Here is a 25,464-nt window from a genome sequence, read left to right as displayed (position 1 = left end):
TATTGTAAAGTAGTGGCCTTTTTATTTCAGCTTAATTTTTGTCATGCGCAGGTGCTGATAGCGCTGCAAACTGTAGGCTAAAGCTTTCCACTTTTTGCCAGTCAGTTAATTCTATATCTTTTGTTTTATCTGTACTGCCGCCAGTCATTTTCATAATTAATTGAATAAGCAATGTTTGCCACCAATTATAGCGTGAATATAATAAAGCACCTGCAAAAACAGCTTTTAATTGTGGCTGCCATGAAGATAATTGCTCAAATTTTTTCATATAAGTATTATTTTCAGGTAAGGCTTTTTCTGGCTTACGAGCGGTCAAACAAACCACAAAGAAGGCGTTCGCCACACTCTCTAATTGTGCTTTATGCTGATTCACAAACTTCAACATATTAGGCCTAAAGTTGCCATAACGGATTGATGCACCCACTAAGACTTTTTGGTACGAGTTAAAATCAACCTCAGGCTGCTCATCAATATTAAGCACGGTTACGTCGCCTACAATAGATTGTTTTATACGGTCGATAATTTTGATGGTTTGCCCATCAACTGATGAATAAAGTATTAAAGTTTGTTCAGACATAATTTAATTTTTCCAGAATACGGGTGTAAATAACACCAATAAAGTAAAGACCTCTAAACGCCCAAATAACATAGCTATAACCATGATCCATTTTGATGCATCACTGACGTCATTAAAGTGTAAAGCTACTTCGCCTAGACCAGGCCCCAAGTTATTTAACATGGCCACAACAGATGAAAAGGCACTTATCTGATCCATTCCGGTCATTAGCAATGCTAACATACAGATAATAAACACTAAGGCATAAGTAGAGAAGAACCCCCATACTGCCTCGACAACCCGGTCAGGCAAAGCTTTTTCACCGAGTTTAATTTTATATACGGCTTTAGGGTGCACTAAACGTTTTAATTCTCGTTGACCTTGCAAGTTTAATAATAAAACTCGAATAACTTTTAAGCCACCACCCGTTGAACCCGCACAACCACCAATAAAGCTAGAGAAAATCAATAAAACAGGCAGTAATAAAGGCCAATCAGCAAATGAGGTTGTAGTGAAACCTGCAGTCGTAGAAATAGACACAGCTTGGAATAGCGCATGAGAGAAAGTCGCCTCGATGGTGCTATAAATATCATGTCCCATTAACAGCGCAAAACAGATCGTGGTTAATGCGACCTGAATGAAAAGAAAAGCACGCACTTCAGGGTCTTTGCTGTATACCGCTAGACTGAATTGTTTCGCTGAAAAAGCAGTAAAGTGTAATGCGTAATTAATACCTGAAATAATCAAAAAGACCACGGTAATGATATTAATCGCTTCACTTTCAAAATGCCCCATACTTGCATCATAAGTGGAGAAGCCCCCTATCGATACAGTAGAAAAGCTATGCCCTAGCGCATCAAATAAATTCATTCCTGCCAACCAAAAAGCTAACATACAGGCAATGGTTAAACATAAATAAACGTACCATAAGGCCTTTGCTGTTTCGGCAATACGCGGCGTCATTTTAGAATCTTTTACCGGCCCAGGAGTTTCTGCACGGTATAACTGCATCCCACCTATTCCTAACATAGGTAAAACTGCCACGGCTAATACAATGATCCCCATACCACCAAACCATTGTAGCATTTGTCGATAAAATAAAATTGATTTAGGCAGGTCATCTAAGGCGGTGATGGTCGTCGCACCTGTTGTCGTCAAACCTGAAAATGACTCAAAGAAGGCAGTAGCCAGATTCATATCAACACTGGTACTCATTAAAAAAGGGATCGCACCCACACTACCTAGTGTCGTCCAAAATAGCACCACAATCAGAAAACCTTCGCGCGATTTTAGTTCACGTTTATGGTGACGGTTGGGATACCAAGAGAAAAAACCGATCAACAAAGTCACAAAGAAAGCAGCTAAAAAGTCATTACCACCGCCATCTTGGTAGATTAAAGCAATAAAAACAGGCGGCAACATGGTTAAACTAAATAAACCAATGAGCATTGCAACAATCCTGATAATCGAGCGTAACTCCATCAGTTAGTCCAACTCATCTGTGTTGCCTTGTTATTCTGTAATGTTATTTGCAATGACTTGTCCCTGCATCAATGATTGTAGTTTTTCTTTAAACAGAGCAACTTGCTCTCTATCGACTTCGATGATTGCCACCACTTCCTGTTGGTAGTCAATGTTAATCACTTTTCCCGCACAGGTACTCAGTAATTGTTCTATTGTCGCCATCTGCGAATAACTGCATTGTATCTGAAATTTTTTAAAAAAACGCTTTTCTGTTGTAGGCATAGTAGGGCATAACGTTTGCAAGCCATTGCTATAAGCCCTCACTAACCCACCGGTACCGAGTTTAATACCACCAGAATAACGCACAACCACAGCAACCATTTCACCTACATTAGTTCCTTGTAATACTGCTAACATAGGTTTTCCAGCAGTGCCCTTAGGTTCTCCGTCGTCACTACACCCCATGTTAACACTATCTTTAGGGCTGCCACCGATATAAGCCCAGCAATGATGACGCGCATCTTTATGCAATGCTTTTATTTCAGCTAAGTATGCCATCGCCGCTTGTTTACTGTCAGCTGGACTAATGAATGTTAAGAAGCGACTTTTTTTGATCTCTTCTTGAAAAAAAACAGCTTCTTTTAAAATAAAATAGGGTTTATCCACCTTGTGTACTCAATCCTTTTGTTTGCCAATCGAGATATCCACCAGCCACTGAATAGACATTTTTATAGCCCATACTTTGTAGCGATGCTGCGGCTAAAACACTACGCGCGCCAGAACGACAAAGGAGATAAATAGGTAACTCTTCAGCGGCAACTGATTTTTTTAGTAATGCTTGATAACGCGGTAAATTAGCTAACTTCATTTCTAATACCCCACGAGGTACTGTTTCGCTACCGATTGCAGTACCTAATTTAGTTTCCTGCGGCTCTCTAATATCAATAAATAATATTGGGGACTGCTCACTAATTAATTGAGCAACGGTTTCACAGGTTACCTCTGTCACTTGTGGGCGAAGCTGTTCAACTAAACCTTTACCATCTAATAACATTGTTATTCCTTCTCTATTTTCATTGATAAGTCATTCAATAATCGCTTTGCTTGTGGAAAACTTAATTTTTTTCGATGTAAATTGTGGATAAATACCTTGATCACTTTTTCATCGAACGGCTCTATTGATTGCCCATCTAATTTGCTTTGCACTTTGGCCATCAAATCTTGATCGCTTTGTTCAAAATCATCGATTAATAAACTAAGAATACAATAATAGCGTAACCGAGTTTCTTTTAGGTGCTCACTCAAAATCAATAGATAAGCTTTATTAAGCAACTGTATTTTACCATTTTCTAAACGCAATAACCCCTGCGCTTGAAATTGCACTAGAAGATTATTTATTCTCTCTTTCATTGTCTCGGTAGTAGGTGCGAGAAAGTACTCTTTTTCAACAAAAGGGAATAACTGCTGCAGTAAAGCCACTAACTGTGAACTATTGACCTCAGTAGCTTGTAAGCTAAGTTTCAGTAACCCAAAACTAAGCATCGATTCAAACGCAAAGACGTGCACTATGGTGTTTCGATAATAGGTCAAATGAGTACTTTGTTGCTGGTCACAACAAACAACATGGTTGTTTTCTGAAAATTTATTCATCGACAGCGCTTGTTGATAAATACCTTCTGCTGACTCGGTTGGATAGGTGAACAATGGTTTATTAGTGTGACTCGCCAATATATTTTTATGCAGTTCTAATAGTGTAAGCAGACTTAATTTATCCACTTGATGCTCTTTATTAGCTAACAATATCGCGGCACATAACGGTAAAGCATTAACAGCGGTAGCTTGGTTTATTCCCTGCATAGCAAGGGCTGCTAAATGATTCACTTGCTCAGTTACTTGCTGTTCATTAAGCACGTTATCACGCCAAACTGGCTGTTGCTGATCCATATATTTCTGTAATTCAATTGGCTTCCCAAAATTGACAAAGGCACGCCCAAAATTTTGTAGTTTCTTAAAAATCCCTAGTATTTGCCATGCATTTTCTTGTTGTTTTTTCTGTCCTGATAGCTCTTTAACGTAAGTACTCACTTCCATGATATGGTCATAACCTATATACACAGGAATGATAACGACATTTCTATCTGGTTGATCTAAAAATGTCTGTAATGTCATCGATAACAATCCTGTCTTCGCAGGTAATAATCGCCCTGTTCTACTACGTCCGCCTTCTGTAAAAAACTCGATTGGGTAGCCTTTTTTGAACAAATAAGCGAAATAAGCTTTAAATACACTACCGTAAAGCGGACTGTCTTTAAAAGTACGACGCAAAAAGAAAGCCCCAGAACGCCTAAAGATGCCTCCAGCAGGAAAAAAGTTAAGGTTCACTCCGGCTGCGACATGCGGTGGTGTTAGACCTTGTGAGTATAATAGATAAGATAAAAGCAAATAGTCCATATGACTACGATGGCAAGGCATATAAATAATCTCCGCCCCACTTTGCGTTGCATCGCGAACAGCTTGCGCGTTATTCACTTCTATACCTTGATAAATACCATTCCAAACTCGCCCAAGAATGGTACGAAAAACACGTATAAACCGATAAGAAAAATTGCTACTAATTTCTCGTAGATAGGCCTCACATTGTTCACGGACTTGTTGTTCTGTCTTACTACTTTTTTGGCACTCTTCTTCAATGACCTGTTGCATCAGCTGGCTAGACAATACGTCTTTTATCAATTTTTTACGGGCTGGAATTTGTGGCCCACAACTTGAGCGGTGCTGCGCACGGAAATAATGCAAAGCAACACGAGCCAGTTTATAGGCTTGAGCGCTAGAGTTACTGCCCTTCTTGGTTAACCTTCTAACTGAAATAGGTGGGTTAAAACGCAACAAATGATCTTGACCGGCACTTAAAATAGACCATGATTTTTGTAAAAAACTCACATTACTTTGCTGGTTAAATTGCTGATGTAATTTATTTTTTCCAGGGTTTCTTCCCCAAAGAGAGGTTACAGGGACTAATTGCATATCAAGTTCAGGATAGTGCAAATGCAGCGTTACAATTTGCTGATATTGAGCAAGATAATTGGCTTTCACTTGTTTAAGCGGTTTTTTGTTAAGGAAATATCGATCATGTAGGTACACAACCGCAGCTAAAGATTGCCCTTGTACCTGAATAGGTAAATAAGGATCTGGCAACCCTCTTTTTAAACAAGCTTGTTGTAAGGCTAATAAATCGCTCGCGCTATTTTGGTCCACGATATAAATGATTGGCCGAGTTAAGTCTAACGCAAGTTCGCGTACTGGGTGTTGTGGTACAACCACACTTTTTACCCAATAACGATTTAACAAACGTGGTAGCCAAAATCCTTTTATTAGCACTCTATTTCCTTGTGATGACGATTCATTATTGGATGAGTTTAACACAGCTATTAAACAGGCCTAAATATAGTAATCCATGTGATAAAGACGTATAAATTACTCAGCAAAAAGATGACCTAGGGATCAGTATTTGCTAAAGTGCCGTTCATATACTATATACACATGAGATTGCCTGCCAATGCAAAAAAATACTGGGATAAAGCGAATATTTTTAGCTTTTGGTTATTCATTAAAAGGGCTTCGAAGTGCATTTAAACATGAAGCTGCTTTTCGCCAAGAGGTCTTATTAGCTGTTATATTTATCCCACTGGCCTTTATGTTGGATGTCACCCAAATAGAGCGCATTATCTTAATCACACCAATTGTGCTTCTCTTGATATTAGAAGTGATTAATTCCGCGATTGAAGCCGTTGTTGATAGAATTGGCAGTGAGCATCATGAGCTTGCAGGCCGAGCCAAAGATATGGGCTCTGCAGCCGTATTAATTGGTTTGCTATTAACTGTATATATCTGGATAGAAATCCTGTTTCTTTAACCTATTTCATTGATTAGGATTTTAATATGGCAGATAAGCCAACTTTTACTAAACAAAAAAATGTTACCAACTCCCCGATTAAAACTGTGCCGCATTCATTTGAAGCCGAGCAAGCTGTTATTGGTGGTTTATTATTAGATAACGATACTTGGTCTGATGTTTCAGAACGTGTTGTGGATCGTGATTTTTATACACGAGCTCATCGCCTTATTTTTTCTACCATTGAAAAGTTAAGTAGTAATGATGTACCTGTTGATATTGTCACACTTTCTGAAAAGCTAGAAGATACACAAGAATTAGAAGGTATCGGCGGTATCGCTTACCTTGCAGAGTTATTACAAAATACGCCTAGTGCCGCGAATATTAATAACTATGCGGACATTGTTCGTGAACGTGCCATTGTCCGGGAGTTGATCGGTGTAGCTAATGATATCGCGGAAGCAGGTTACGACACTGAAGGCCGTGACAGTAGTGAACTGTTAGATTTTGCAGAAACAAAAGTATTCCAAATTGCAGAAGCGCGAAGTAACCAAAATGAAGGTCCGCAAGCAATTAAAGATATTCTTAAAGAGACTGTCGCTAAAATTGATGACCTTTGTAAAAACCCGCGCGATGGTATTACAGGTTTATCCTCTGGTTATAATGATTTAGACCAAATGACCACGGGCTTTCAACCGGGTGACTTAATCATTGTTGCCGCGCGTCCTTCGATGGGTAAAACAACTTTTGCAATGAACCTAGCAGAGCATGCTGCGTTAAATGCAGATAAACCGACTATTATTTTCTCTTTAGAGATGCCTGCAGATCAAATCATGAACCGTATGTTGGCCTCACTAGGGCGCATCGACCAAGGTAAAATCCGTACTGGTGCTTTAGATGAAAATGACTGGGCTTCTTTATCATCTACCATGTCTATTTTATTAGATCGCGGTAAAATGTTTATTGATGATAGCTCCGGCTTAACCCCTACTGAGCTACGTTCACGCGCTCGCCGTATTGCACGAGATCATGGTGGTGTCAGTATGATCATGGTCGATTACTTACAATTAATGCGTGTACCTTCTTTAAGTGAAAACCGTACCCTAGAAATATCTGAAATATCTCGCTCATTAAAAGCCTTAGCAAAAGAGTTACGTTGTCCTGTCATTGCACTTTCACAGCTTAACCGTGGCCTAGAGCAGCGAGCAGATAAACGACCAATTAACTCAGATTTACGTGAATCAGGTGCGATTGAGCAAGATGCCGATTTAATTATGTTTATCTATCGTGATGAGGTATACCACGAAGATAGTGAGCATAAAGGGATTGCAGAAATTATCATTGGTAAACAACGTAACGGACCGATTGGTAAAGTACGCTTAACCTTCCAAGGCCGCTATTCGCGCTTTGATGATTACACTGGCACAGCCTATCACGGTGAAGAATAAACGGTTTTAATAAACCACAGCATGAAAACTGTGGCGAGTGATAACAAAAGTCTTTTAAAACAGTCTGTTGTCCATTTAATAAGCGAACATTTAAGGGCATTTATTTGATCGGTAAATGCTGAGTTCCGCCTAACCACTGTGCTTTATATCAGTTATAATCGCAGTGGCATTCAAGAATATAAAAATGTTGTACACTGCCTTATAAGCATCATTAATAGCTTGCTCATCACATCTAAGAGCGTGGGTAACAATCATTTTTTCACAATCTAATAGAGAATAGTTATGGAAGAATACAAATTACAGTGGCGTTTTGCTCACCCAAAATACTGGCTAGCTTGGCTAGGTATTTTTTGCTTGTTTTTATCGTCACTACTCCCTTATTCAACTATCTTAATCATAGGTAGAGGATTAGGCCGTATAGCTATTCCTTTTGCTAATAAACGTTTCCACACTGCACGTCGTAACCTAGAGCTGTGCTTTCCTGAGTTAACAGCTGAAGAAGTCGATCAAAAAGTGAAAACCAATTTTGAAAATACTGGTATTGCCTTATTTGAGATAGGCATGGCATGGTTTTGGCCTAACTGGCGTATTCGTGGCTTATCAAGAGTACGTGGTGCAGAGCATTTAGATAAAGCATTACGAGAAGATAAAGGTGTTATCTTTTTAGGTGCACATTTTCTTACTTTAGAGATGTTTGGTTGTGTTGCTGGCTTACACTCACCAAGTCATGCCGTTTATAGAAAAAACAGTAATGAAGTTTTAGATTATTGGTTCTACCGAGGCCGTATGCGTCATAACAAAGCGATGTTAGATCGTAAAGATTTGAAAAGCATGTTACGCGCATTAAAAAAAGGCCAAACACTATGGTATGCACCAGATCATGACTACGGAAAACACAACAGTAATGTTTTTGCACCATTCTTTAATGTAGAGCAAGCTAATACTGTCTCAGGTACCAGTACATTAGCGCGTATTAAAAATACCACAGTCATTCCAGTCTTTTTAAAGAGGCTGCCCAAGGCTGAAGGTTATGAATTAGTGTTTTACGAACCATTAACTGACTTTCCTGGTGAAGATGTCATTGAGGATACGACGCGTATTAATCAACAAATAGAGCAAATGATCAAAGAGTGTGATGTGCAATATATGTGGTTACATAGACGTTTCAAAACACGTCCTGAAGGGGAACCTTCTCTTTACTAATCAGGCGATAGTAGTTGAAAGCAGTGTAGATACACTGCTTTCGCTTTTTATTACAAAGTAAATAGTTTATCCCATATCGCAATCACGGTTTTTCTATCTTCTTCACATCCGGCATTGGAAATAATCCGATGCTCTTTGCTTAACGTCAAACGATGTGCCATATCTCGAATATGGCAATAAGCATCAATCAACGCATTCGTTTCTTTTTCTGTTAATAAACCAGCTTCCTGACATGCAGAAAAAATACGTAGATTATCAGGCCATTGAGTTAACAATTCAGGGAACTGATGAGAATGAGCTAACACTAAGTATTGGGCAATAAATTCAATATCAACCATACCTCCCGGTGATTGTTTAAGGTCGAACTGATCGGCTTTAGCACGATTTAAATGCGCTCTCATTTTATCTCGCATTTTCGAGACATCCGTTTTTAATGTGAGCAGATCGCGTTGCTGACTTAAAATCCCACGACGAATATTATCAAACTCTTCTCTCATACAGCTATCAATAAATACCGGTCGAGACCTCACTAGCGCCTGATGCTCCCATGTCCAAGCATCTTCTTTTAAGTAACGATTAAATCCAGCTAACCCAGCAACTAACGGGCCTGAATCACCTGAAGGACGTAAGCGCATATCAATCTCATATAAAATCCCAGAAGTTGTGCGAGAGATGAATAAGTGAATAATGCGTTGTGCTAAGCGGAAATAAAATAATTGATTATCGATACTACGACGACCATCTGTCATGCCTTTTATATTAGTTTCATGTAGAAAAACAACATCAAGATCAGACCCATAGCCTAATTCGAAGCCCCCCATTTTCCCATAAGCAATAACTGCAAAACCTTTTCTATCCGTGCCAACGACATTACTAGGAGTCCCAAATTTTTCAGTGACTTGATTCCATGCAATTTGCACCACATAATTGAAAATAGCTTCACTTAAACAGGTTAAATGATCGCTTACTTGTGGTAGCTTAATGCCTTTGGCAATATCCGCTGTTGCTATATGTAACAATTGCATTTGTTTAAACTGACGCAAGGCTTCCATCTGTTGCTCCATATCCTCTTCAGGAATACGCAGCATAAATTGTTGCAGCTCGCTTTGGTACTCACCCAGTTTAGTCGGATTATAAAGCTTTTGAGGGTCTAATAATTCATCTAATAACATTGGATAATTAGCTAATTGAGAAGATACCCTTGGGCTCGCAGCACAGAGTTTTAATAGTTGCTTTAATGCCCCTTCATTTTCATTAAGTAACTCTAAATAAGCGGTTCGACGCATAATATTTAATATAAGGTGATGAATACGCTCAAATAGTTGTGCCGGTTTTGGATAGGAACAAATTAATGAAATCAATCGTGGTAATAACTTATCCACAGTATCTTGCCCTCTCGGGCCAATCGGGCGTCTTTTCATTTCCGCTTTCAGCGAAACAATAGAAGTCGCGAAGCTAGCAATCTCTTGTTCACTGACTTCTTCACAGTTAATACTTTCAGTTAATAAAGGCTCAATGTATTCACTGCTTAAATCCAACTCCCAAATTTCAATAAACTCTTTATCGGGTTCATGTTGCTGTTCTTCAGTTTCTCCAACCACCCAATTAAATTCATCATGTACATTTTCCATGACCTGATTTAAGCGACTATAAAAGCCCTCCCAGTCGTCAAACTTCATTACTTTTATTAAACGTAATTTATCTAACTCATTATCAGGTAATGTTTGTGTTTGCTGATCGCCAATCTGTTGCAAGATATTTTCTACCGCGCGCAAAAATTGATAGGAATGCAATAAGCAATCTATTCTCTCTTTTGGTAATATTTCAAGATCAGCCAATACATGTAATGTTTCCTGTAAACTTTTACATTGTAATTGGGCATTACGTCCACCATGAATCAATTGAAAAGCTTGGGCAACAAATTCAATTTCACGTATCCCGCCCATACCTAGCTTAATGTTATCTTTTAATCCTTTACGTCGTACTTCAGCACTGATCATCGCTTTCATTTTTCGTAGAGACTCAATCGCACTAAAGTCAATGTAACGCCTAAATACAAACGGCCTTAACATACTCTCTAGCTCTTCTTTATATTCTCCTTCAGCACCGATAACACGTGCTTTTACCATGGCATAGCGCTCCCATTCACGGCCATGGGTTTGGTAATAATCTTCGATGGAATTAAAAGTACTGACAAGCGGACCAGAATCCCCAAAAGGACGTAAGCGCATATCAACACGATATACAAAACCATCCACCGTAATTTGATGTAATGCTGCAATCAAACGCTGCCCTAATTTAGTAAAAAAGGCGCTATTTTCAATCACTCGACGTCCGCCTTGTGTTTGTCCTCGTTCAGGATAAGCAAAGATCAGGTCAATATCAGAGGAAAAGTTAAGTTCTTGACCGCCTAGTTTACCCATCGCAAAAACATACATAGTCTGTTCTTTACCCGAGTCAGCGAGTGGTGTTCCTTGTTCTTTACATTGTAAATTATGCAGCCATTGTAATGATTGATAAATAAGTTGGTCTGCTAATAATGACGTATGCTCAAGGCTTTCTGCTAATGTACTTTTATTTAATAATTCTCGCCATGCAATCACCACCATATGCTTACGTCTGAATAAACGTAACGCTTGATGAAGGTTGGCTTCGCTATCAACACTTGCCAGTATATTTTGTAGCTCTAAGGTAAGCGAAGCTTGGCGTTCAGCAGTATCTAATAAACCGCTATCGAATAAAGTTGGAAGTAAGGCTGGCTGTTTAATTAAAGAATCAGCAATAAAGTCACTCAGCCCAAAAACATTTATTAACTCTGATCTTTGCTGATCAGTTAAAAAAGATAAATCGCAACGTTCCTTTAGTTGCTCCATATATTTTTGGGCAACTTCTGACATTAAAGACATAAACCACTCTCAATCAAGAAATAAGCAATTAATTTAGCAGGAGTTATACATCTAATCAGTACTTTTTCACCTTTAACATTGAAAAGTGGTTAAAAGGCCTCATTATTGTCACTATAGTTGTTATTTAATAGCGCGAAGCGCATATTGAGTAAATTCTCAAACCACCAATCACGACAAAATCGTTTATATAATGTGCATTTCTTTTATATAAGCATGACAAAAACTCATTGACATATAATGACACAGGGTCTAAATTAATACTCACAAGACATTTAATGTCAAAACTGTTAAGGAACACGATGGATATTCATACTATAGCAACTCACTTAAATAAGTTGGCTGATACGACCGAAACGGGTTTTAACTTTGACTGTACGCCAATCGATGGCGAAATAGATGTTTTACAAGTAGAAATTATTGGCCGTGAAGAGATTCCAATTTTTGTTTCTATCAGCGATAACCAAATTTTATGTATCTCCTACCTTTGGGGAGAAGATGAAATTAAGACTGACCTAAGAGCCAGTATGATGGAAGCAATGTTAGAAATGAACATTCCAATGCCTTTATCTTCTTTCGCAAAAGTAGAAGATAAATATGTTGTCTTTGGTGCCCTATCGATTAACTCAAGCCTATCTGATATTGAGCTTGAATTAGCAACTCTGAGCGATAATAGCTTAGAAGTAATTAGCGAAATGGATAGTTATTTAAATTAATTTGGAGTTAACAATGAGTATATTTAGAAAAATTATTACTGCGGTACGTGGTGGTGCAAGAGAAGCTGGTGAAGCCGTTGTCGACGCTAACGCAACCCGTATCTTTGAACAAGAAATACGTGACTCAGAAAAGCACATTGCAGTTGCTAAACGTGATTTAACAGAAGTCATGGCAAAACAGATGCAAACAGCCCGTGAATTAACGCAAACACAAGCGAGCATTAAAGAGCACGAAGGTTATGCAATGCAAGCCTTAAATCAAGGCAATGAAGCATTAGCAATTGAAGTTGCTGAGAAAATTGCTGAATTAGAAGTAACAGAAGCAGAACAACAGCAAACAAATGAAAGCTTCTTAGGCAGTGCAGCGCGCTTAAAAGATTTAATTAAGAAAAGTGAACGCAAATTAACTGATTACAAACGTCAATTAACTATGGTTAAAACCACAGAAAGCGTACAGAAAGCAACGTCGGCGATTACTGAAAACTTTACAGCAAGTAACTCTAAACTGCTTAATGCAAAAGATTCACTTGACCGCATTAAGCAAAAACAAGCGCTGTACGATGACAAATTAAAAGCCGCGGAACAACTAGAAGCAGAGACGTTAGACCAAGGCTTAAAAAGTAAATTACAAGAAGCAGGTATTGGTGAGCAGCAAACAAATGCACAATCAGTACTCGACCGTCTAAAAAAGAAATAATCTAGGCTTGCCTCTTACAATATAAAAACACGACTAGTTAAGGCTAATCGTGTTTTTTGCATTAAAAAGTCATTACTTATTAAAAATAATAAACACAAAATAGGGTTATTTTATAAGTGATAAAAGGAACGTCATGCGCTTTTTAAAATCATTATTCAGCAAAAAAACAGCAACGCTTAACCGAGTATTAGAGCAACCGCAACAATTGCAGATTGGCGATATTTTTTGTTTTGGTGATAGTTTTGCCTTGCCAACAGCAATCAGAAAACAACAGCTTCAGGTCAACGAAGTCACTACCATTGAATTTGAACATGAACACTATGCGAAATTAATTGCTCAAAGTAGCAATAATCAATTAGTTTATATAAGCTTCCCTAGAAATCCACAGCACTTTATAAAGTGCAGCTTATTGCTTAATCGTTCACAAGTGGAAAGTTTATTTGACCTTGATGATTTTGCTGAGATTTTTGAAGCACCAGGAAAAGCGCGATTAACTCCTTTAAGGAAAGACCCAGCTTATGGAGATATGCTAGCGTCTGAGTATATTCAACAAGACTTTGAAACCTCAGGTTACCTTCATCAAGCTGATTATCGAGATGGCACACCACCTCAATTTACCGATCAAGAGCATGGTAGAGAATTTCAATATTTCTCACTAGAAGGCGATCAAGGCTTGCGCTTAATAGATATTTTTATTTTTGAGAATGGCGATACTGACGTATATTTATCAAGTTTACGTCCTCGTAATGACATCGCAGAATTATGGATTAAAGGAGAATAATAATGCCAGATGGTAAATTACCCAAGAAATGGCAGCAGTCAGCAAAAGTCGTTAAGGCCGTTCAAATCGCTTTTGATATGGATAGCAAACTGCAATACAGTATTCGCCGTAGTGCGCTGGATGAAGGCATTAGCCCATCAGAAAAAATTCGTGATTTATTAGCGTTACCGACCAATAAAAAGCCTAAACGTCCGCGCTTAACGGTTAGTTTAAGTACTGATGATTATAGCCAGTTAGGGGAGCGTTACGGTATTCCCGCAGATAATCAACTTGCGATAAAGAAGTCAGTTGTGGAAGAATTAACAAAATTTGCTTCAACAACTGACTTTTCAAAGCATAAATAGCACTATTCGAGTAAAAGCACAGCTGCCAGGTGGCCTGTGCTTAATCTTTTATATGATTAGTTTTCTGGTTCAATCCAATACATATCATTGCTTATTGCACGTTGCTTAGATTGCTCAATCGCAGTTAATAAAGAATATTGTTTACGTTGAACCCATTTAAAATATTCCACCTGAGTTTCATTGTCCTCTTCTGAAATAGCTAATTCATAAATGGTTTCTAACATACTAAGCTCTTGAATTCCCTGATATATATCCAACCATGGATAACAGTACTCAACGCTCTTCTCTGTACTAAATAAGTTACCTAAGCTAAAACCAGTCATCAAGTTAGCTGCCAATACGCCTTCCTGTTTTAACAAATCTTCGATGGTTAATTTAGACTGCGAAGATAATGTTGTTTTTAAACTAGACCAACTTTCAGTCAATACGCTATCTGAGAAAGTTAACATTGAGATGTCTTTTTCTACTATGTCATTTCTTTTTTCAAGCTGAATTAACCATTCGGTTAACCTTAAAACAAAATTACAGTAACGTGAGTTATGCAACATGTTAAAAATATCTTCTTCATTAGGCAAAGACTGTTCAGCTAAACGAAGCTTCTTTTTTAACTGCTTTAATTTCGGTAACTTACGAATGTAATAAGCTTTATTTTCTAATAGTTTTTGAAAAACTAAGCGCTCTTCCACCCATGAGAAGCTACGTGCCAACCACTGTAAGTCTTCAATCCAAGGGCAACCAATAAATGACACGCCCGCTTCTTTAAACAGGTGAATATTTTGATGTAAAAACATAATGCTTTTATTTAATTCCACTAAAGCATTAAAGTCACCGGTTGCTAGGTAACAATGCTCATGATATTGCAAATGCTTTAAACCGTGCTGAAAGTTAACTGAAAGGGCTTCTCGAATACTCATTTTAGGATTTAACTCAGAGAAATCGAGCGGTCTAGATTGAAATTGAGCATTGTTTACTAGCATGTAGCCACGTTGTGCTTTACTGACATTACCTAAACGTACTTGCGGAAGAGAAGCAATATCTTCAGCTAATACAAACAGCTGATTTTCATCGCCTTTTACTAGTTCTAACTCAACTTCACAAATGGCTGACTCATTTTCTTGCGCAGTAATTTTGCCGCAATCATAAGCCAGCTCTATTAATGTGCCATCTTGCATCTCTAGTAACCAATGTAAACGTCTAAAGTCAGTGTTAAATAACGGAGAGATGGAAGCTTGCAATGCTTCAAGATCACAACCTTCTGGCCATATTTTACTGTTAAATCGCGCTAATTCAGGATGCAGTCCTTCAATATTCTCGTTATATTCAGGGCGCTGATGCAGCCCACCGATCACCCTGCCTGATGTTTTGATAGTTTGTGTACACTTATCATCGATACGACGTACTCTTAACCCCATATCCATCTTTCTTAGTGAATTCGATGGTGTTTCAAAATAGACGTTATACATCATTTGGTCTTTGTGTGAGATGGTGATGTATTGACTTATTTTGGCCAAAAGTTGATCGGCAAAGTGAGGATTAAAAAAAAACTTTATTTCTATCTCTGTTTCCATAACGTTTACCAATGATTACCTTATATTTAATAGTCTAGATCATTTTAAATGATGAAATATCTTAATAATTCTAAATTGATGTTCTATTGTGTGCAAAAGAAAGTTAACATGCGCCTCAATAATTTGTTCAATTAAACCAGATTTGGTTACTAAACCATAAGAAGTAAGGTGATTCATGCCAGTTAATTCAATACTTGGAATGTTTGCAAAGTCTCCAATTAGACCAATCCAACTACATATGGATAAAGTCTGTTTATGTAGTGATCTACTTTTATCCTTCTTTGAGGCAAGTTCAAAGAATGATTGGGTGAAAGCAGACAAAATCCGCAATGATATTTCGCAATATGAAAAGCAAGCAGATGAGCTTAAACGAGAGCTTCGTTTAGCCTTACCTAAAGGCTTATTTATGCCAATTGATAGAGCTGATCTGTTAGAACTGGTCAATCGTCAAGATAAGATTGCCAATACAGCAAAAGATATTGCAGGGCGAACTTTTGGCCGACACCTTCAAATACCAGAAGAAATACAATCAGACTTTATGACTTACATTCAACGTAGCTTAGATGCCATACATCAAGCTAAGAATGCAATCAGTGAGCTAGATGAATTACTTGAAACAGGCTTTAAAGGCAGAGAAGTCGATTCTGTAACAAAAATGATCGAAAAGCTTGAGTCAATTGAAGATCACACAGATTCACTGCAAATTAAATTACGTCAAGACTTATTAAGCGTAGAAGATAACTACAAACCTGTAGATGTTATGTTTTTATATAAAATTTTAGAATGGGTAGGCAGTCTTGCAGATCACTCAGAATTGATTGGCACCCAGCTAGAACTGATTCTAGCAAGATCGTAGTTTTAAGGATTTATTATGGATATTTTAAACACATACGGCAGCACATTAATATTATTTGCTGGCATTGTAGGTTTTTTAATGGCGTGGGGCATCGGTGCCAATGATGTAGCAAACGCAATGGGAACCTCTGTTGGCTCGAAAGCCTTAACCATCAAACAGGCAATTATTATTGCCATGATTTTTGAATTTACCGGCGCTTACCTAGCAGGTGGGGAAGTAACTTCAACGATCCGTAAAGGTATTATTGATGCCAGTTATTTCATCGATCAACCTGAATTATTAGTCTATGGGATGACCGCAGCCCTGTTGGCAGCTGGTTTATGGTTAATTATAGCTTCTTATTACGGCTGGCCTGTTTCTACAACACACTCAATCGTAGGGGCTATTGTCGGCTTCTCTGCTGTGGGTGTCGGTGTTGATAGTGTCACTTGGAGTAAGGTAGTAGGGATAGTAGGTAGCTGGGTTGTCACCCCGCTTATATCCGGTGTTATTGCTTATATGATCTTTATGAGTTCTCAAAAACTCATTTTTAATACCAAAGATCCGATCAAAAATGCCAAACGTTATGTTCCATTTTATATGTTTTTAGCAGGCTTTATTCTTTCATTAGTGACAATCACTAAAGGCCTTAAACATGTTGGATTACATTTCTCGACGGTTGAAGCGGCTATTTTAGCTGTACTTATTGGTATTATTGTTGCTGTTATCGGTAAAATATTTATTAATCGAGTAAAAATAGATCCTGAAGCAGATAAAGAGATGCATTTTTCAAATGTTGAAAAAATATTCGCTGTATTAATGGTGATCACTGCATGTGCAATGGCCTTTGCACATGGTTCAAATGACGTTGCAAACGCAATTGGCCCACTAGCAGCAGTGGTCAATATTGTTCATAATGACGGACAAATCAGTGCACAAGCAGCTTTAGCGTGGTGGATTCTACCGTTAGGTGGTATCGGTATTGTATTAGGTCTCGCTATTTTTGGTAAGCGCGTAATGGCAACCATTGGACAAGGTATTACACATTTAACACCTAGTCGAGGCTTTGCGGCTGAACTCGCAGCAGCTTCTACTGTCGTAATTGCATCTGGCACAGGATTACCAATCTCAACAACTCAAACATTAGTGGGTGCGGTACTAGGTGTAGGTATGGCGCGTGGTATCGCGGCTCTTAATTTAGGCGTTATTCGTAATATTGTTATTTCATGGGTAATTACATTGCCTATTGGTGCAACATTAGCAATTATCTTTTTCTATATGTTAAAGGCTATTTTTTCTTAAAAATAGTTAATTTAAACTGAAAAAAGAGAGCTGTTGCTCTCTTTTTGCTTTACTGCATAGAAATAACTTTTAGAATAACAATTCATTTAATTTTTTGTAATAAAGGCTTTCTCTTGAAATTATTTAAAATATTACTCGTGTGTTTATTTTTTCCGTTTACTAGCTTCGCTGCAACACAATATGTCAGTGATGACTTATCCATTTTTATGCATTCAGGTCCGAGTACAAAATATCGTATTATCGGCAGTATTAATGTGGGGACAAAGCTAACCACGCTTAAGTCAAATAACACGACTAAATTTACTCAAATAAAAACTCCAACAGGGCGAGTAGGCTGGGTTAACTCTTCGCAAATCCAGGATGAAGAGCCAGCTAAAGCGTTATTACCAGCACTACAAGAAAAATATCAAGAGAGCCAAGCCAAACTCAATGAAATTAATAGTAAAAATGAACAAGCTAATGCCAGCAAAGAACAAGCTATCCTTAATAAGGATAGTCTTATTGCTCAATTAGAAAGCGAGAAAAGATCGTTACGTAGTACCATAGAAGAGTTGGAAGCACGTAATAAAGAGCTAGATATTTTGCAAGATACCAAAGAAGAACGGATACAAATGCAATGGTTAATGGGCGGCGGTAGTGTTTTATTCGTCGGCATATTATTTGGCCTAATCATTCCATTCCTACCACGCCGTAGAAAACGTTCAGAAAACTGGTAAAGCCAGACATTTAATAAACAAACGTACCTTGCTGCGTTTGTTTATTACCCTTCCCAGTCTTCTAATGACTCTAGTGTAAAGCTTTGTTTACCTAATCTAAATACACTTTGCTGTGGCAAAATATCTAATAGTTCAATATCACCGATACGATCACCGACTCGTAAATCAACACCGTTAATACGAATCCATCTATCTTTTTCAATTGTTGAATAAACATGTGAATCATAACGCATCACAGGTACTTGATATTGGAACTTCGCTGGCATCGATGAGATGTCTGATGCAACAAGTACAGGGGCTTCCTCGACCGGCTGAAGATCAAAGCTAGACTTCTTCCCTTGCTCTAACTCAACGGCTAATGCAAAGCGTTGTCTGAGCTCAGCAGAGATATCATCTACCGAAACATCTTCATTAATAGGCGTACTACTTTCATTATTAGTTTTTTGTATTGCAACGCTAGGTTTTGAGGTCGATTTTTTAACGTCATTAAGATCTGCTTTGATCCATTTTGGCGCTTCGTTCTCAAGCGCAAGTGTTAGTGGCGCGGTATCAAAGTGAATCACACCAACCAGGCTTTCAGGTGCCTCTGAAGGAGCGTTACTCTCAATTTCTGGTAATACTTCAATAATAGGAATAGGCTTTACTGGCACTTCCAAGGCTGTTTTTGACGTAGGTTTAACCAACAAATAAATCACAATCGAAAATAAAATAGCGATAGTCACTAAGGCGATTACCGCCACCAGCTTCCAACGATTGTCAGATGATTTGTCAATAAAGCTCGGTGTTTGCTGTTTATTTTTTTCTAATGCTTTCAAGATAGTAGACATAATATTCTTATAAGAGTGAAGGTACTTTTGAGTCTGTTTGTTGCAACAGCAGCATCAAGGTCTGCTTTCCTGCAATGCCATCAGCAACGAGATTATTATTTTCTTGGAATTCGATAACTTGTGACTTTAACTTCCAATCAAATCGGGTTTTATTACCATCAGGTAAGCCTGCTAATCGATTCAAGTGGCTACTTAACCAAAATACTCTATCGCCTTTTTCACCAAATTTTAATGGATTACTGGCATTGATAGGTGTTTTCCATAGGATAGTACTTTCACCACTCCAATATTCTAATAACCACTTTTTAGTCACAGTAATCATTTGTGAGCCTATTAATAGCTGATAATTCTTTCCTACTTGGTAAAGTACGGTATAGACAGAATCTTCATCATTAACCAATTCAATTACGGCAGGATAATTGAGCAACTCTAATTTCTGTAAGCTGGTCTTTTCTGAGAAGCATTGTAATAAAGCGCCTTCTCCCTGATCACAACTAACGTTATTTAAACTAACCTCATATCCCCAAACCGCATAAAGGGTTTTAAGTGCATTGGTAAAACGATTATTATTCAAATCAAGTTCTGGGTAGGCATCAAACCAAGGTAACGATGCTTGCTGATCTATAATTGAGCTCTCGCTAACGATAGGCGCAATAGCCTCGCCATTATCGACAATGGTTGATGTTCGATCATCAATCACTACCGGCGGATCAACTTGATTCGTATCACTAAGTGCTTCCCCTAGCTCTGCAATGCCATCGAGTGCTTGTTGCGGCTGATTAAAATAATGGATTATCTTTGGTGCTTGAACAGCGGTAAAAATAACCAATAAAATCAGTAAAACCACTCGCCAAATTTGTTTAAATGGTTTATTCAAGATTGAAGTATCAAGACTTAAATCCATCTCTTTGACAGCAGAGTCGATCATTTTTGCAGTAACTTTAGGGGAATTTAATGTGTATGCACAGAGCATACTACGATCACAAATTAAATTGATTAAACGTGGGATACCACCACTATATTTGAAGATACGTTTTAATAATTTAGTTTCAAAAATGGGGTAACTTGCGCCCGCGACATTAAGCCGGTGTTGAATATAATATTCAGTTTCCTGCAAATTCAATGGTAATAAGTGATAACGAGCTGTGATACGCTGTGCAAGCTGGCGTAGTTGATTTTCTTTTAATTTCTGCTGTAATTCTGTTTGACCAATCAAGATAACTTGCAGCGGCTTTTTATTATTTGACTCTATATTGGTCAATAATCTTAATTGCTCTAACACTGAAAAACTTAAATGTTGTGCTTCATCAATTAATACGATGGCACTTCTACCTTGATCTAAGTTATTCAACATCCAACTACTAATGGCATCAAATAATACTTTTAAACTTGCTCTTTCAACATCATAAGCAATATTTAACTGATCACAAATGGTCGCTAATAACTCAATTTCTGTTTGTGCAGGATTTAAAATGAAGGCGATATCTGTTTTATCTGATATATCTTCTAATAGCGCTCGGCAAACAGTGGTTTTACCTGTCCCTACTTCACCTGTTAATAAAACAAAGCCACCATTACCCTGTAAGCCATACATTAAATGAGCTAAAGCTTCTTTATGTCGGTCACTTAAAAAAAGAAAATCAGGATCAGGTGAGATCGAAAATGGCTGTTCTTTTAAAGAGAAAAAGTCTTGGTACATTGTAAACCTTTAACTGAGTATTGAGCTTTATTCTAGCGTTGATCCTCATCATAAACCATTTATGTATTAAATTGATTGTAATACAGAAGACAAAAATGACGGATATTAATTATATTGAACAAGAACAAGTTACTATATTTTTTACTACTTTGGTTATAATAACCAAAATAATCGTTTAAGGGGTAAACAATGCATGTATTTTTAGTTGGTGGTGCAGTAAGAGATCAATTACTAGGCATTGAAATCAAAGATCGTGATTACGTTGTACTTCACAGTACGCCAGAAGAGATGTTAAAAGAGGGCTTTACCCAAGTTGGTAAAGACTTTCCTGTCTTTTTACACCCTAAAACAGGCGATGAATACGCGTTGGCTAGAACAGAACGCAAACAAGGCACTGGTTACACTGGTTTTACTTGTTATGCAGGACAAGATGTTACCCTAGAAGAAGATCTGGCTCGTCGCGATTTAACCATCAATGCAATGGCACAATCATCAGATGATAAAATTGTTGATCCCTATGGTGGCCAACAAGACTTACAAAATAAAATATTACAACATGTCAGCCCCGCATTTAGTGAAGATCCATTAAGGGTATTACGTGTCGCTCGCTTCGCTGCTCGTTTTCATAAAATCGGCTTCACAATAGCTCCTGAAACACAGAAATTAATGGCTGATATTGTCAAAGGCGGTGAATTACAAAACCTAAGCCCTGAACGTGTATGGACAGAAACAGAGAAAGCATTACAAAGTGATAGCCCTCACATTTATTTTCAAGTGTTACGTGATTGTGGAGCCCTAGCCGCTTTATTCCCTGAAATAGATAACCTTTATGGTGTGCCTGCACCAAAACGCTGGCATCCTGAAATTGATACTGGTATACACACCTTAATGGTTGTTGAACAAGCCAGCCTATTATCCGATTCACTGGCTTTCCGTTTTGCCTGTTTAGTACATGATTTAGGAAAAGCCCTGACGCCTCCAAGTGAATGGCCAAGTCATAAAGGCCATGGACAAAAAGGTTTAGCAGTTATTAAAAAATTCTGTAAACGCCTTAAGGTACCTAATGAATGTCGTGATTTAGCATTAATTGTCAGTGAATTTCATACTACTATTCATACTGCATTTGAATTAAAAGCAAGTACCATGGTCAGCATAATGGATAGATGTGATGCTTGGCGTAAACCACAACGCTTTCATCAAATGCTGCAATGTTGCGTCGCTGATTCTAAAGGCAGAACAGGGTTTGAATTATTGCCTTACCCTACCGCTGATTATATGTGGGAAGCTTTTCAAGAAGCCCTCAAAGTCGATATTCAAGCAATCATTAAAGCAGGCTTTAAAGGGGCTGAGATTAAACAGGAATTAAACCAACAACGGATTCAATTAGTACAAGCATTTAAACAGCAGCACAGTCAATAAATGTGCTGCTTTGTCTCATTAGCTTGCTAAGATATAAAACAGGCAAGCACCTAAAATCAAACGATAAATAACAAAAGGTAACATGCCAACTTTATTTAATAAGATAAGAAATACATGAATGCATAAAATGGCACTAACAAACGAAACGCCAGCCCCAAGTAATAAAGAGGGCCAATCAACATACTCATCAGAAGTAACAAATTTTAACAAATCATAACCTGATGCCATTGAGATGATGGGAATTGACATTAAAAAAGAGAAACGAGCAGCAGCATTTCTCGTTAGCCCTAACATAAGGCCCGCTGTTATTGTAACGCCTGAACGTGATGTCCCAGGAATTAAGGCTAATGCTTGAGCAAAACCAAATAGAATAGCTCCTTTTAGGCCTGTTTGATATTCTGTTTTAACTTGCTTTGCCTTACTATCAGCCCACCACAATAATAACCCAAATACGATAGTAGTAATGGCAATCACATAACCACTGCGTAGATATAACTCAACGTAATCTTTTCCCAAAAAACCAATCACAGCAGCCGGTATGGTTGCCCAAATAATCCACCAAGCTAATTGGCTATTTTGTGTATGCTTTTTATTTTTTACAGAATCAACCCAAGCGACTGACATGCAACTGACTTCACGATAAAAATAAATAAGCACTGCCGCTAGTGTGCCAATATTCAACACCAGATCAAATGCTAACCCCTGATCTTGCCAGCCAAATAACACTGAGGGCAAAATTAAATGCGCAGAACTGGAAATAGGCAAAAACTCAGTCAACCCTTGAATTAAGGCTAATACAACAATCTCTAGAATACTCATTATTATCTCTTTTAAGCAGCTTATTTTTTATTATTGAGGACTAGTTGATAAAACTATTTCCTTTAGTTTTTGTTTATGCGCAGGGTATGTTAACCATAACTCTTGATAGCTAGTTGCTAACACTGGATGCTGTCGATTTTTAGCCAATTCCGCTAGAGGTTTTAAAACAAATGCATTTTTAGTGATTTCGGCACGAGGAATATTATATGCGGTATCGATCACTTGATCGTACAAAAGAAGATCGAGATCGATTGCAGTAACCACCTGATCTGTCTTTTTTCTACTTCGCCCTAAATGTAATTCAATCTCTTTTAACTTATTAATTAATGCTTTAATAGTTAAATCACAATGAAATTCAGCAACTAAGTTATAGAAATTTTGTCCTTTAAAACCAACAGCTTCACTTTCATATACATGTGAAACAGTTACTTTTCCGAAGGTTTTCTTTAAGATATTAATACTAGCAATAATATTATTGTCTCGGTTAAAGTTTGAACCAATACCAATAAAAATATGCGCCACTATTTTACACCACGCTCAATTTGTACACCTAAACTCTGTGCCTTAGGAAGTGCGCCCGGTTTATGTAACGTAAGCTTGATCCAAGGCACCGAAAACTCTTCCATAATTAACGCAGCCACACGCTCAGCCATCGTTTCAATGAGTTCAAATACGTTTTCTTGGGCAAATTTATTTACTCGCTCCGACACACTAAAATAATTTAACGCCAAGTTAATATCGTCACTTTTAGCAGCAGGTTTATTATCAAAGGCCATTTCCAAATCAAAATAGAGTTTTTGTTGTACTGACTTTTCCCAATTATAAACACCGATTGTGCTAATAACCTCTAACTGCTTGATAAAAACAATATCCATTTTAAACCTTTTTTATTATGAGCATTTTTTAGACAGCTGCACTTTTGTTTATCACTATTAACGCGTAAACTCTGCGCGACCTTTGTTGATAAAGCAGTAAAAGAGCTCAATGATGACCGGTACTTGTTGATGCAAACACAAAACAGTTATTGCATCTCACTGAGCCATACAATCAGCAAATATTTATCTGCCCACTTAATTAGAATTGCCGCGCATTTTACCTTAATAGGATGAAATAAGTATCATGTTTATATTAATAACGCTTATTTTTAGTCTTTTCGCCTACTTTTTAGGGGGGTTAAATGGTGCAATCTTATTATCTAAATTTAAGGGTTGGACCGATCCTCGCTTACATGGTTCAAAAAATCCTGGTGCAACCAATATGTTGCGTCTTCATCATGCACAAGCCGCTAGTTTAGTGCTTATTTTTGACCTATTAAAAGGTACGATTCCCGTTTACTGCGCTTATTTAATAGGCCTGCCGCCACTCGCCATTGGCTTTGTTGGGATTGCAACTTGCTTAGGGCATATTTTTCCCCCTTACCATGATTTTAGAGGAGGGAAAGCTGTAGCAACTGGACTAGGGACCTTACTCCCTTTAGGCATGAATATGACTGGCTTAATCGTTATTACTTGGTTATTGTCTGTGGCTTTGACTGGCTATTCCTCTTTAGCCGCTATTATCACTGCACTTAGTGCACCTATTTATATCTACTTTATCAAACCAGAGTTCACTGTTCCGGTAATCATGCTCTCCAGTTTAATTATTCTTAGGCATATCGGTAATATCCGTCGTTTAATACGCGGTAAAGAGAAAAAAATAGTCAATTGGAAATAAATAATCCTGTTAAGGGCATAACAACAGTTTCCATACTTAGCCAAAAGGATTATGACAAAGGTAGCCTTAAACGTTTATACTTAGGGCACAGAAAAGACGAGTTTATATTGGTCTTTTTAATTTTTGTTTTTTGGTAGGAAGGAAATTTTATGCGCTTATTACACACAATGTTACGTGTTAGTGATTTACAGAAATCATTGGATTTTTATCAACAAGTGTTAGATATGAAGTTATTACGTCAATCAGAAAACGCGGAATATAAATATACACTGGCTTTCCTTGGGTATGGCGATGAAGTAGACACCACGGTTATTGAGTTAACTTATAACTGGGGCACTGATAGCTACGATATGGGGAATGCTTACGGACATATTGCTATTGAAACCGATGACATTTACCAAACTTGTGAAAAAATAAAAAGTCTAGGTGGCATTATTACACGCGAACCAGGCCCTGTTAAAGGCGGCACGACAGTAATTGCTTTTGTGAAAGACCCTGATGGCTACATGATTGAGTTAATCAATAAAAAAGATGCAGGTAAAGGTTTAGGCGAAGTTTAATC

At 37.8% G+C, this 25,464-nt stretch carries 25 protein-coding genes; 13 read left to right on the top strand and 12 right to left on the bottom strand.

The genetic code is table 11. The features are described 5' to 3' along the window. Positions 1 to 31 precede the first annotated feature (31 nt). From hemG to plsB, 5 genes are read right to left on the bottom strand one after another with little or no spacing between them, the layout of a single operon-like run. The gene (gene hemG / locus V6256_RS02200) at positions 32 to 577 is read right to left on the bottom strand and encodes a menaquinone-dependent protoporphyrinogen IX dehydrogenase (RefSeq protein ID WP_341596358.1); all 546 of its coding nucleotides are present in this window, start codon (positions 575 to 577) and stop codon (positions 32 to 34) included. 3 nt (positions 578 to 580) lie between these two features. Then, positions 581 to 2,038, bottom strand: a complete 1,458-nt coding sequence (locus V6256_RS02195; RefSeq protein WP_341596357.1) for a TrkH family potassium uptake protein — start codon at positions 2,036 to 2,038, stop codon at positions 581 to 583. Between the two features lie 30 nt (positions 2,039 to 2,068). Then, a complete protein-coding gene (locus tag V6256_RS02190) occupies positions 2,069 to 2,686 on the bottom strand; it encodes a YigZ family protein (RefSeq protein ID WP_341596356.1) in 618 nt (205 codons plus the stop codon). Next, a complete protein-coding gene (locus tag V6256_RS02185) occupies positions 2,679 to 3,074 on the bottom strand; it encodes a rhodanese-like domain-containing protein (RefSeq protein WP_341596355.1) in 396 nt (131 codons plus the stop codon). Before V6256_RS02185 ends, V6256_RS02190 begins: the two co-directional genes overlap by 8 nt. A 2-nt stretch (positions 3,075 to 3,076) precedes the next feature. Next, positions 3,077 to 5,398 carry a glycerol-3-phosphate 1-O-acyltransferase PlsB gene (plsB, locus tag V6256_RS02180; RefSeq protein WP_341596354.1) on the bottom strand — a complete coding sequence of 774 codons (2,322 nt, stop codon included), beginning with the start codon at positions 5,396 to 5,398 and terminating at the stop codon, positions 3,077 to 3,079. A gap of 178 nt (positions 5,399 to 5,576) precedes the next feature. Here plsB and V6256_RS02175 point away from each other — a divergent pair, with 178 nt between their 5' ends. From V6256_RS02175 to lpxL, 3 genes are all read left to right on the top strand, one after another. After that, positions 5,577 to 5,933, top strand: a complete 357-nt coding sequence (locus V6256_RS02175) for a diacylglycerol kinase (protein WP_341596353.1) — start codon at positions 5,577 to 5,579, stop codon at positions 5,931 to 5,933. 26 nt (positions 5,934 to 5,959) lie between these two features. Then, positions 5,960 to 7,360, top strand: coding sequence for a replicative DNA helicase (gene dnaB, locus V6256_RS02170; protein WP_341596352.1), 1,401 nt, complete (start codon positions 5,960 to 5,962; stop codon positions 7,358 to 7,360). Between the two features lie 282 nt (positions 7,361 to 7,642). Further along, positions 7,643 to 8,563, top strand: coding sequence for an LpxL/LpxP family Kdo(2)-lipid IV(A) lauroyl/palmitoleoyl acyltransferase (lpxL, locus tag V6256_RS02165; RefSeq protein WP_341596351.1), 921 nt, complete (start codon positions 7,643 to 7,645; stop codon positions 8,561 to 8,563). Positions 8,564 to 8,613: 50 nt separating this feature from the next. Here lpxL and glnE read toward each other — a convergent pair whose 3' ends face one another. Further along, on the bottom strand, positions 8,614 to 11,469 hold the full coding sequence (glnE, locus tag V6256_RS02160) for a bifunctional [glutamate--ammonia ligase]-adenylyl-L-tyrosine phosphorylase/[glutamate--ammonia-ligase] adenylyltransferase (protein WP_341596350.1): 2,856 nt from the start codon (positions 11,467 to 11,469) through the stop codon (positions 8,614 to 8,616). A gap of 299 nt (positions 11,470 to 11,768) precedes the next feature. Between glnE and V6256_RS02155 the strand changes: the two genes are divergently transcribed. The 4 genes from V6256_RS02155 (at position 11,769) to V6256_RS02140 (ending at position 14,004) form a co-directional block, all read left to right on the top strand. After that, positions 11,769 to 12,182 carry a YjfI family protein gene (locus V6256_RS02155; RefSeq protein WP_341596349.1) on the top strand — a complete coding sequence of 138 codons (414 nt, stop codon included), beginning with the start codon at positions 11,769 to 11,771 and terminating at the stop codon, positions 12,180 to 12,182. Between the two features lie 13 nt (positions 12,183 to 12,195). Beyond that, positions 12,196 to 12,879, top strand: coding sequence for a PspA/IM30 family protein (locus V6256_RS02150; RefSeq protein WP_341596348.1), 684 nt, complete (start codon positions 12,196 to 12,198; stop codon positions 12,877 to 12,879). A 133-nt stretch (positions 12,880 to 13,012) separates the two neighbouring features. After that, positions 13,013 to 13,660 carry a hypothetical protein gene (locus V6256_RS02145; protein WP_341596347.1) on the top strand — a complete coding sequence of 216 codons (648 nt, stop codon included), beginning with the start codon at positions 13,013 to 13,015 and terminating at the stop codon, positions 13,658 to 13,660. A 2-nt stretch (positions 13,661 to 13,662) separates the two neighbouring features. Continuing rightward, a complete protein-coding gene (locus V6256_RS02140; RefSeq protein WP_341596346.1) occupies positions 13,663 to 14,004 on the top strand; it encodes a hypothetical protein in 342 nt (113 codons plus the stop codon). 56 nt (positions 14,005 to 14,060) lie between these two features. Here the strand turns inward: V6256_RS02140 and V6256_RS02135 are convergent, their stop codons facing one another. After that, positions 14,061 to 15,572, bottom strand: coding sequence for a CYTH domain-containing protein (locus V6256_RS02135; RefSeq protein WP_341596345.1), 1,512 nt, complete (start codon positions 15,570 to 15,572; stop codon positions 14,061 to 14,063). Positions 15,573 to 15,747: 175 nt separating this feature from the next. Between V6256_RS02135 and V6256_RS02130 the strand changes: the two genes are divergently transcribed. The 3 genes from V6256_RS02130 (at position 15,748) to V6256_RS02120 (ending at position 18,425) form a co-directional block, all read left to right on the top strand. Then, a complete protein-coding gene (locus V6256_RS02130) occupies positions 15,748 to 16,428 on the top strand; it encodes a TIGR00153 family protein (RefSeq protein ID WP_341596344.1) in 681 nt (226 codons plus the stop codon). A gap of 15 nt (positions 16,429 to 16,443) precedes the next feature. Then, positions 16,444 to 17,709 (top strand): inorganic phosphate transporter, encoded by a 1,266-nt coding sequence (locus tag V6256_RS02125; RefSeq protein WP_341596343.1) that lies wholly within the window; start codon positions 16,444 to 16,446, stop codon positions 17,707 to 17,709. A 113-nt stretch (positions 17,710 to 17,822) separates the two neighbouring features. Continuing rightward, entirely contained in the window at positions 17,823 to 18,425 is a 603-nt protein-coding gene (locus V6256_RS02120; protein ID WP_341596342.1) for a TIGR04211 family SH3 domain-containing protein, read from the top strand. 44 nt (positions 18,426 to 18,469) lie between these two features. Here V6256_RS02120 and V6256_RS02115 read toward each other — a convergent pair whose 3' ends face one another. Further along, positions 18,470 to 19,252 (bottom strand): general secretion pathway protein GspB, encoded by a 783-nt coding sequence (locus V6256_RS02115; RefSeq protein WP_341596341.1) that lies wholly within the window; start codon positions 19,250 to 19,252, stop codon positions 18,470 to 18,472. A 7-nt stretch (positions 19,253 to 19,259) separates the two neighbouring features. Beyond that, positions 19,260 to 20,951: an AAA family ATPase gene (locus tag V6256_RS02110; RefSeq protein WP_341596340.1), complete on the bottom strand. Its 1,692-nt coding sequence runs from the start codon at positions 20,949 to 20,951 to the stop codon at positions 19,260 to 19,262. Between the two features lie 189 nt (positions 20,952 to 21,140). Between V6256_RS02110 and V6256_RS02105 the strand changes: the two genes are divergently transcribed. Next, positions 21,141 to 22,370, top strand: a complete 1,230-nt coding sequence (locus tag V6256_RS02105) for a multifunctional CCA addition/repair protein (protein ID WP_341596339.1) — start codon at positions 21,141 to 21,143, stop codon at positions 22,368 to 22,370. An 18-nt stretch (positions 22,371 to 22,388) separates the two neighbouring features. Here V6256_RS02105 and V6256_RS02100 read toward each other — a convergent pair whose 3' ends face one another. Genes V6256_RS02100 through folB form a run of 3 tightly spaced genes read right to left on the bottom strand, consistent with a single transcriptional unit; the run spans position 22,389 to position 24,064 of the window. Continuing rightward, a complete protein-coding gene (locus V6256_RS02100; protein WP_341596338.1) occupies positions 22,389 to 23,189 on the bottom strand; it encodes an undecaprenyl-diphosphate phosphatase in 801 nt (266 codons plus the stop codon). Positions 23,190 to 23,219: 30 nt separating this feature from the next. Continuing rightward, positions 23,220 to 23,711, bottom strand: a complete 492-nt coding sequence (gene folK / locus V6256_RS02095; RefSeq protein ID WP_341596337.1) for a 2-amino-4-hydroxy-6-hydroxymethyldihydropteridine diphosphokinase — start codon at positions 23,709 to 23,711, stop codon at positions 23,220 to 23,222. Then, the gene (gene folB / locus V6256_RS02090) at positions 23,711 to 24,064 is read right to left on the bottom strand and encodes a dihydroneopterin aldolase (protein ID WP_341596336.1); all 354 of its coding nucleotides are present in this window, start codon (positions 24,062 to 24,064) and stop codon (positions 23,711 to 23,713) included. The genes folK and folB overlap by 1 nt, the downstream gene beginning before the upstream one ends. 244 nt (positions 24,065 to 24,308) lie before the next feature. Between folB and plsY the strand changes: the two genes are divergently transcribed. Further along, positions 24,309 to 24,902 carry a glycerol-3-phosphate 1-O-acyltransferase PlsY gene (gene plsY / locus V6256_RS02085; RefSeq protein ID WP_341596335.1) on the top strand — a complete coding sequence of 198 codons (594 nt, stop codon included), beginning with the start codon at positions 24,309 to 24,311 and terminating at the stop codon, positions 24,900 to 24,902. A 149-nt stretch (positions 24,903 to 25,051) separates the two neighbouring features. Beyond that, on the top strand, positions 25,052 to 25,462 hold the full coding sequence (gene gloA / locus V6256_RS02080; RefSeq protein ID WP_341596334.1) for a lactoylglutathione lyase: 411 nt from the start codon (positions 25,052 to 25,054) through the stop codon (positions 25,460 to 25,462). The last annotated feature ends 2 nt before the right edge of the window (positions 25,463 to 25,464 follow it).

The sequence above is a fragment of the Psychromonas aquatilis genome (genome assembly GCF_038155185.1).
Taxonomy (GTDB): domain Bacteria; phylum Pseudomonadota; class Gammaproteobacteria; order Enterobacterales; family Psychromonadaceae; genus Psychromonas; species Psychromonas aquatilis.
Note: the sequence above shows the minus strand (reverse complement) of the source record. Positions and strands in the feature narration are given on the sequence as shown.

Excerpts from the sequence above, each read along its gene's own strand:
- glnE (WP_341596350.1), bottom strand. The coding sequence starts at position 11,469 with ATGTCTTTAATGTCAGAAGTTGCCCAAAAATATATGGAGCAACTAAAG.
- V6256_RS02135 (WP_341596345.1), bottom strand. The coding sequence starts at position 15,572 with ATGGAAACAGAGATAGAAATAAAGTTTTTTTTTAATCCTCACTTTGCC.
- dnaB (WP_341596352.1), top strand. The coding sequence starts at position 5,960 with ATGGCAGATAAGCCAACTTTTACTAAACAAAAAAATGTTACCAACTCC.
- V6256_RS02140 (WP_341596346.1), top strand. The coding sequence starts at position 13,663 with ATGCCAGATGGTAAATTACCCAAGAAATGGCAGCAGTCAGCAAAAGTC.
- plsY (WP_341596335.1), top strand. The coding sequence starts at position 24,309 with ATGTTTATATTAATAACGCTTATTTTTAGTCTTTTCGCCTACTTTTTA.
- V6256_RS02130 (WP_341596344.1), top strand. The coding sequence starts at position 15,748 with ATGCCAGTTAATTCAATACTTGGAATGTTTGCAAAGTCTCCAATTAGA.
- V6256_RS02100 (WP_341596338.1), bottom strand. The coding sequence starts at position 23,189 with ATGAGTATTCTAGAGATTGTTGTATTAGCCTTAATTCAAGGGTTGACT.
- V6256_RS02155 (WP_341596349.1), top strand. The coding sequence starts at position 11,769 with ATGGATATTCATACTATAGCAACTCACTTAAATAAGTTGGCTGATACG.
- V6256_RS02115 (WP_341596341.1), bottom strand. The coding sequence starts at position 19,252 with ATGTCTACTATCTTGAAAGCATTAGAAAAAAATAAACAGCAAACACCG.
- hemG (WP_341596358.1), bottom strand. The coding sequence starts at position 577 with ATGTCTGAACAAACTTTAATACTTTATTCATCAGTTGATGGGCAAACC.
- V6256_RS02150 (WP_341596348.1), top strand. The coding sequence starts at position 12,196 with ATGAGTATATTTAGAAAAATTATTACTGCGGTACGTGGTGGTGCAAGA.
- folB (WP_341596336.1), bottom strand. The coding sequence starts at position 24,064 with ATGGATATTGTTTTTATCAAGCAGTTAGAGGTTATTAGCACAATCGGT.
- V6256_RS02105 (WP_341596339.1), top strand. The coding sequence starts at position 21,141 with ATGCATGTATTTTTAGTTGGTGGTGCAGTAAGAGATCAATTACTAGGC.
- V6256_RS02145 (WP_341596347.1), top strand. The coding sequence starts at position 13,013 with ATGCGCTTTTTAAAATCATTATTCAGCAAAAAAACAGCAACGCTTAAC.
- V6256_RS02110 (WP_341596340.1), bottom strand. The coding sequence starts at position 20,951 with ATGTACCAAGACTTTTTCTCTTTAAAAGAACAGCCATTTTCGATCTCA.
- gloA (WP_341596334.1), top strand. The coding sequence starts at position 25,052 with ATGCGCTTATTACACACAATGTTACGTGTTAGTGATTTACAGAAATCA.
- V6256_RS02195 (WP_341596357.1), bottom strand. The coding sequence starts at position 2,038 with ATGGAGTTACGCTCGATTATCAGGATTGTTGCAATGCTCATTGGTTTA.
- V6256_RS02175 (WP_341596353.1), top strand. The coding sequence starts at position 5,577 with ATGCAAAAAAATACTGGGATAAAGCGAATATTTTTAGCTTTTGGTTAT.
- V6256_RS02125 (WP_341596343.1), top strand. The coding sequence starts at position 16,444 with ATGGATATTTTAAACACATACGGCAGCACATTAATATTATTTGCTGGC.
- V6256_RS02185 (WP_341596355.1), bottom strand. The coding sequence starts at position 3,074 with ATGTTATTAGATGGTAAAGGTTTAGTTGAACAGCTTCGCCCACAAGTG.
- lpxL (WP_341596351.1), top strand. The coding sequence starts at position 7,643 with ATGGAAGAATACAAATTACAGTGGCGTTTTGCTCACCCAAAATACTGG.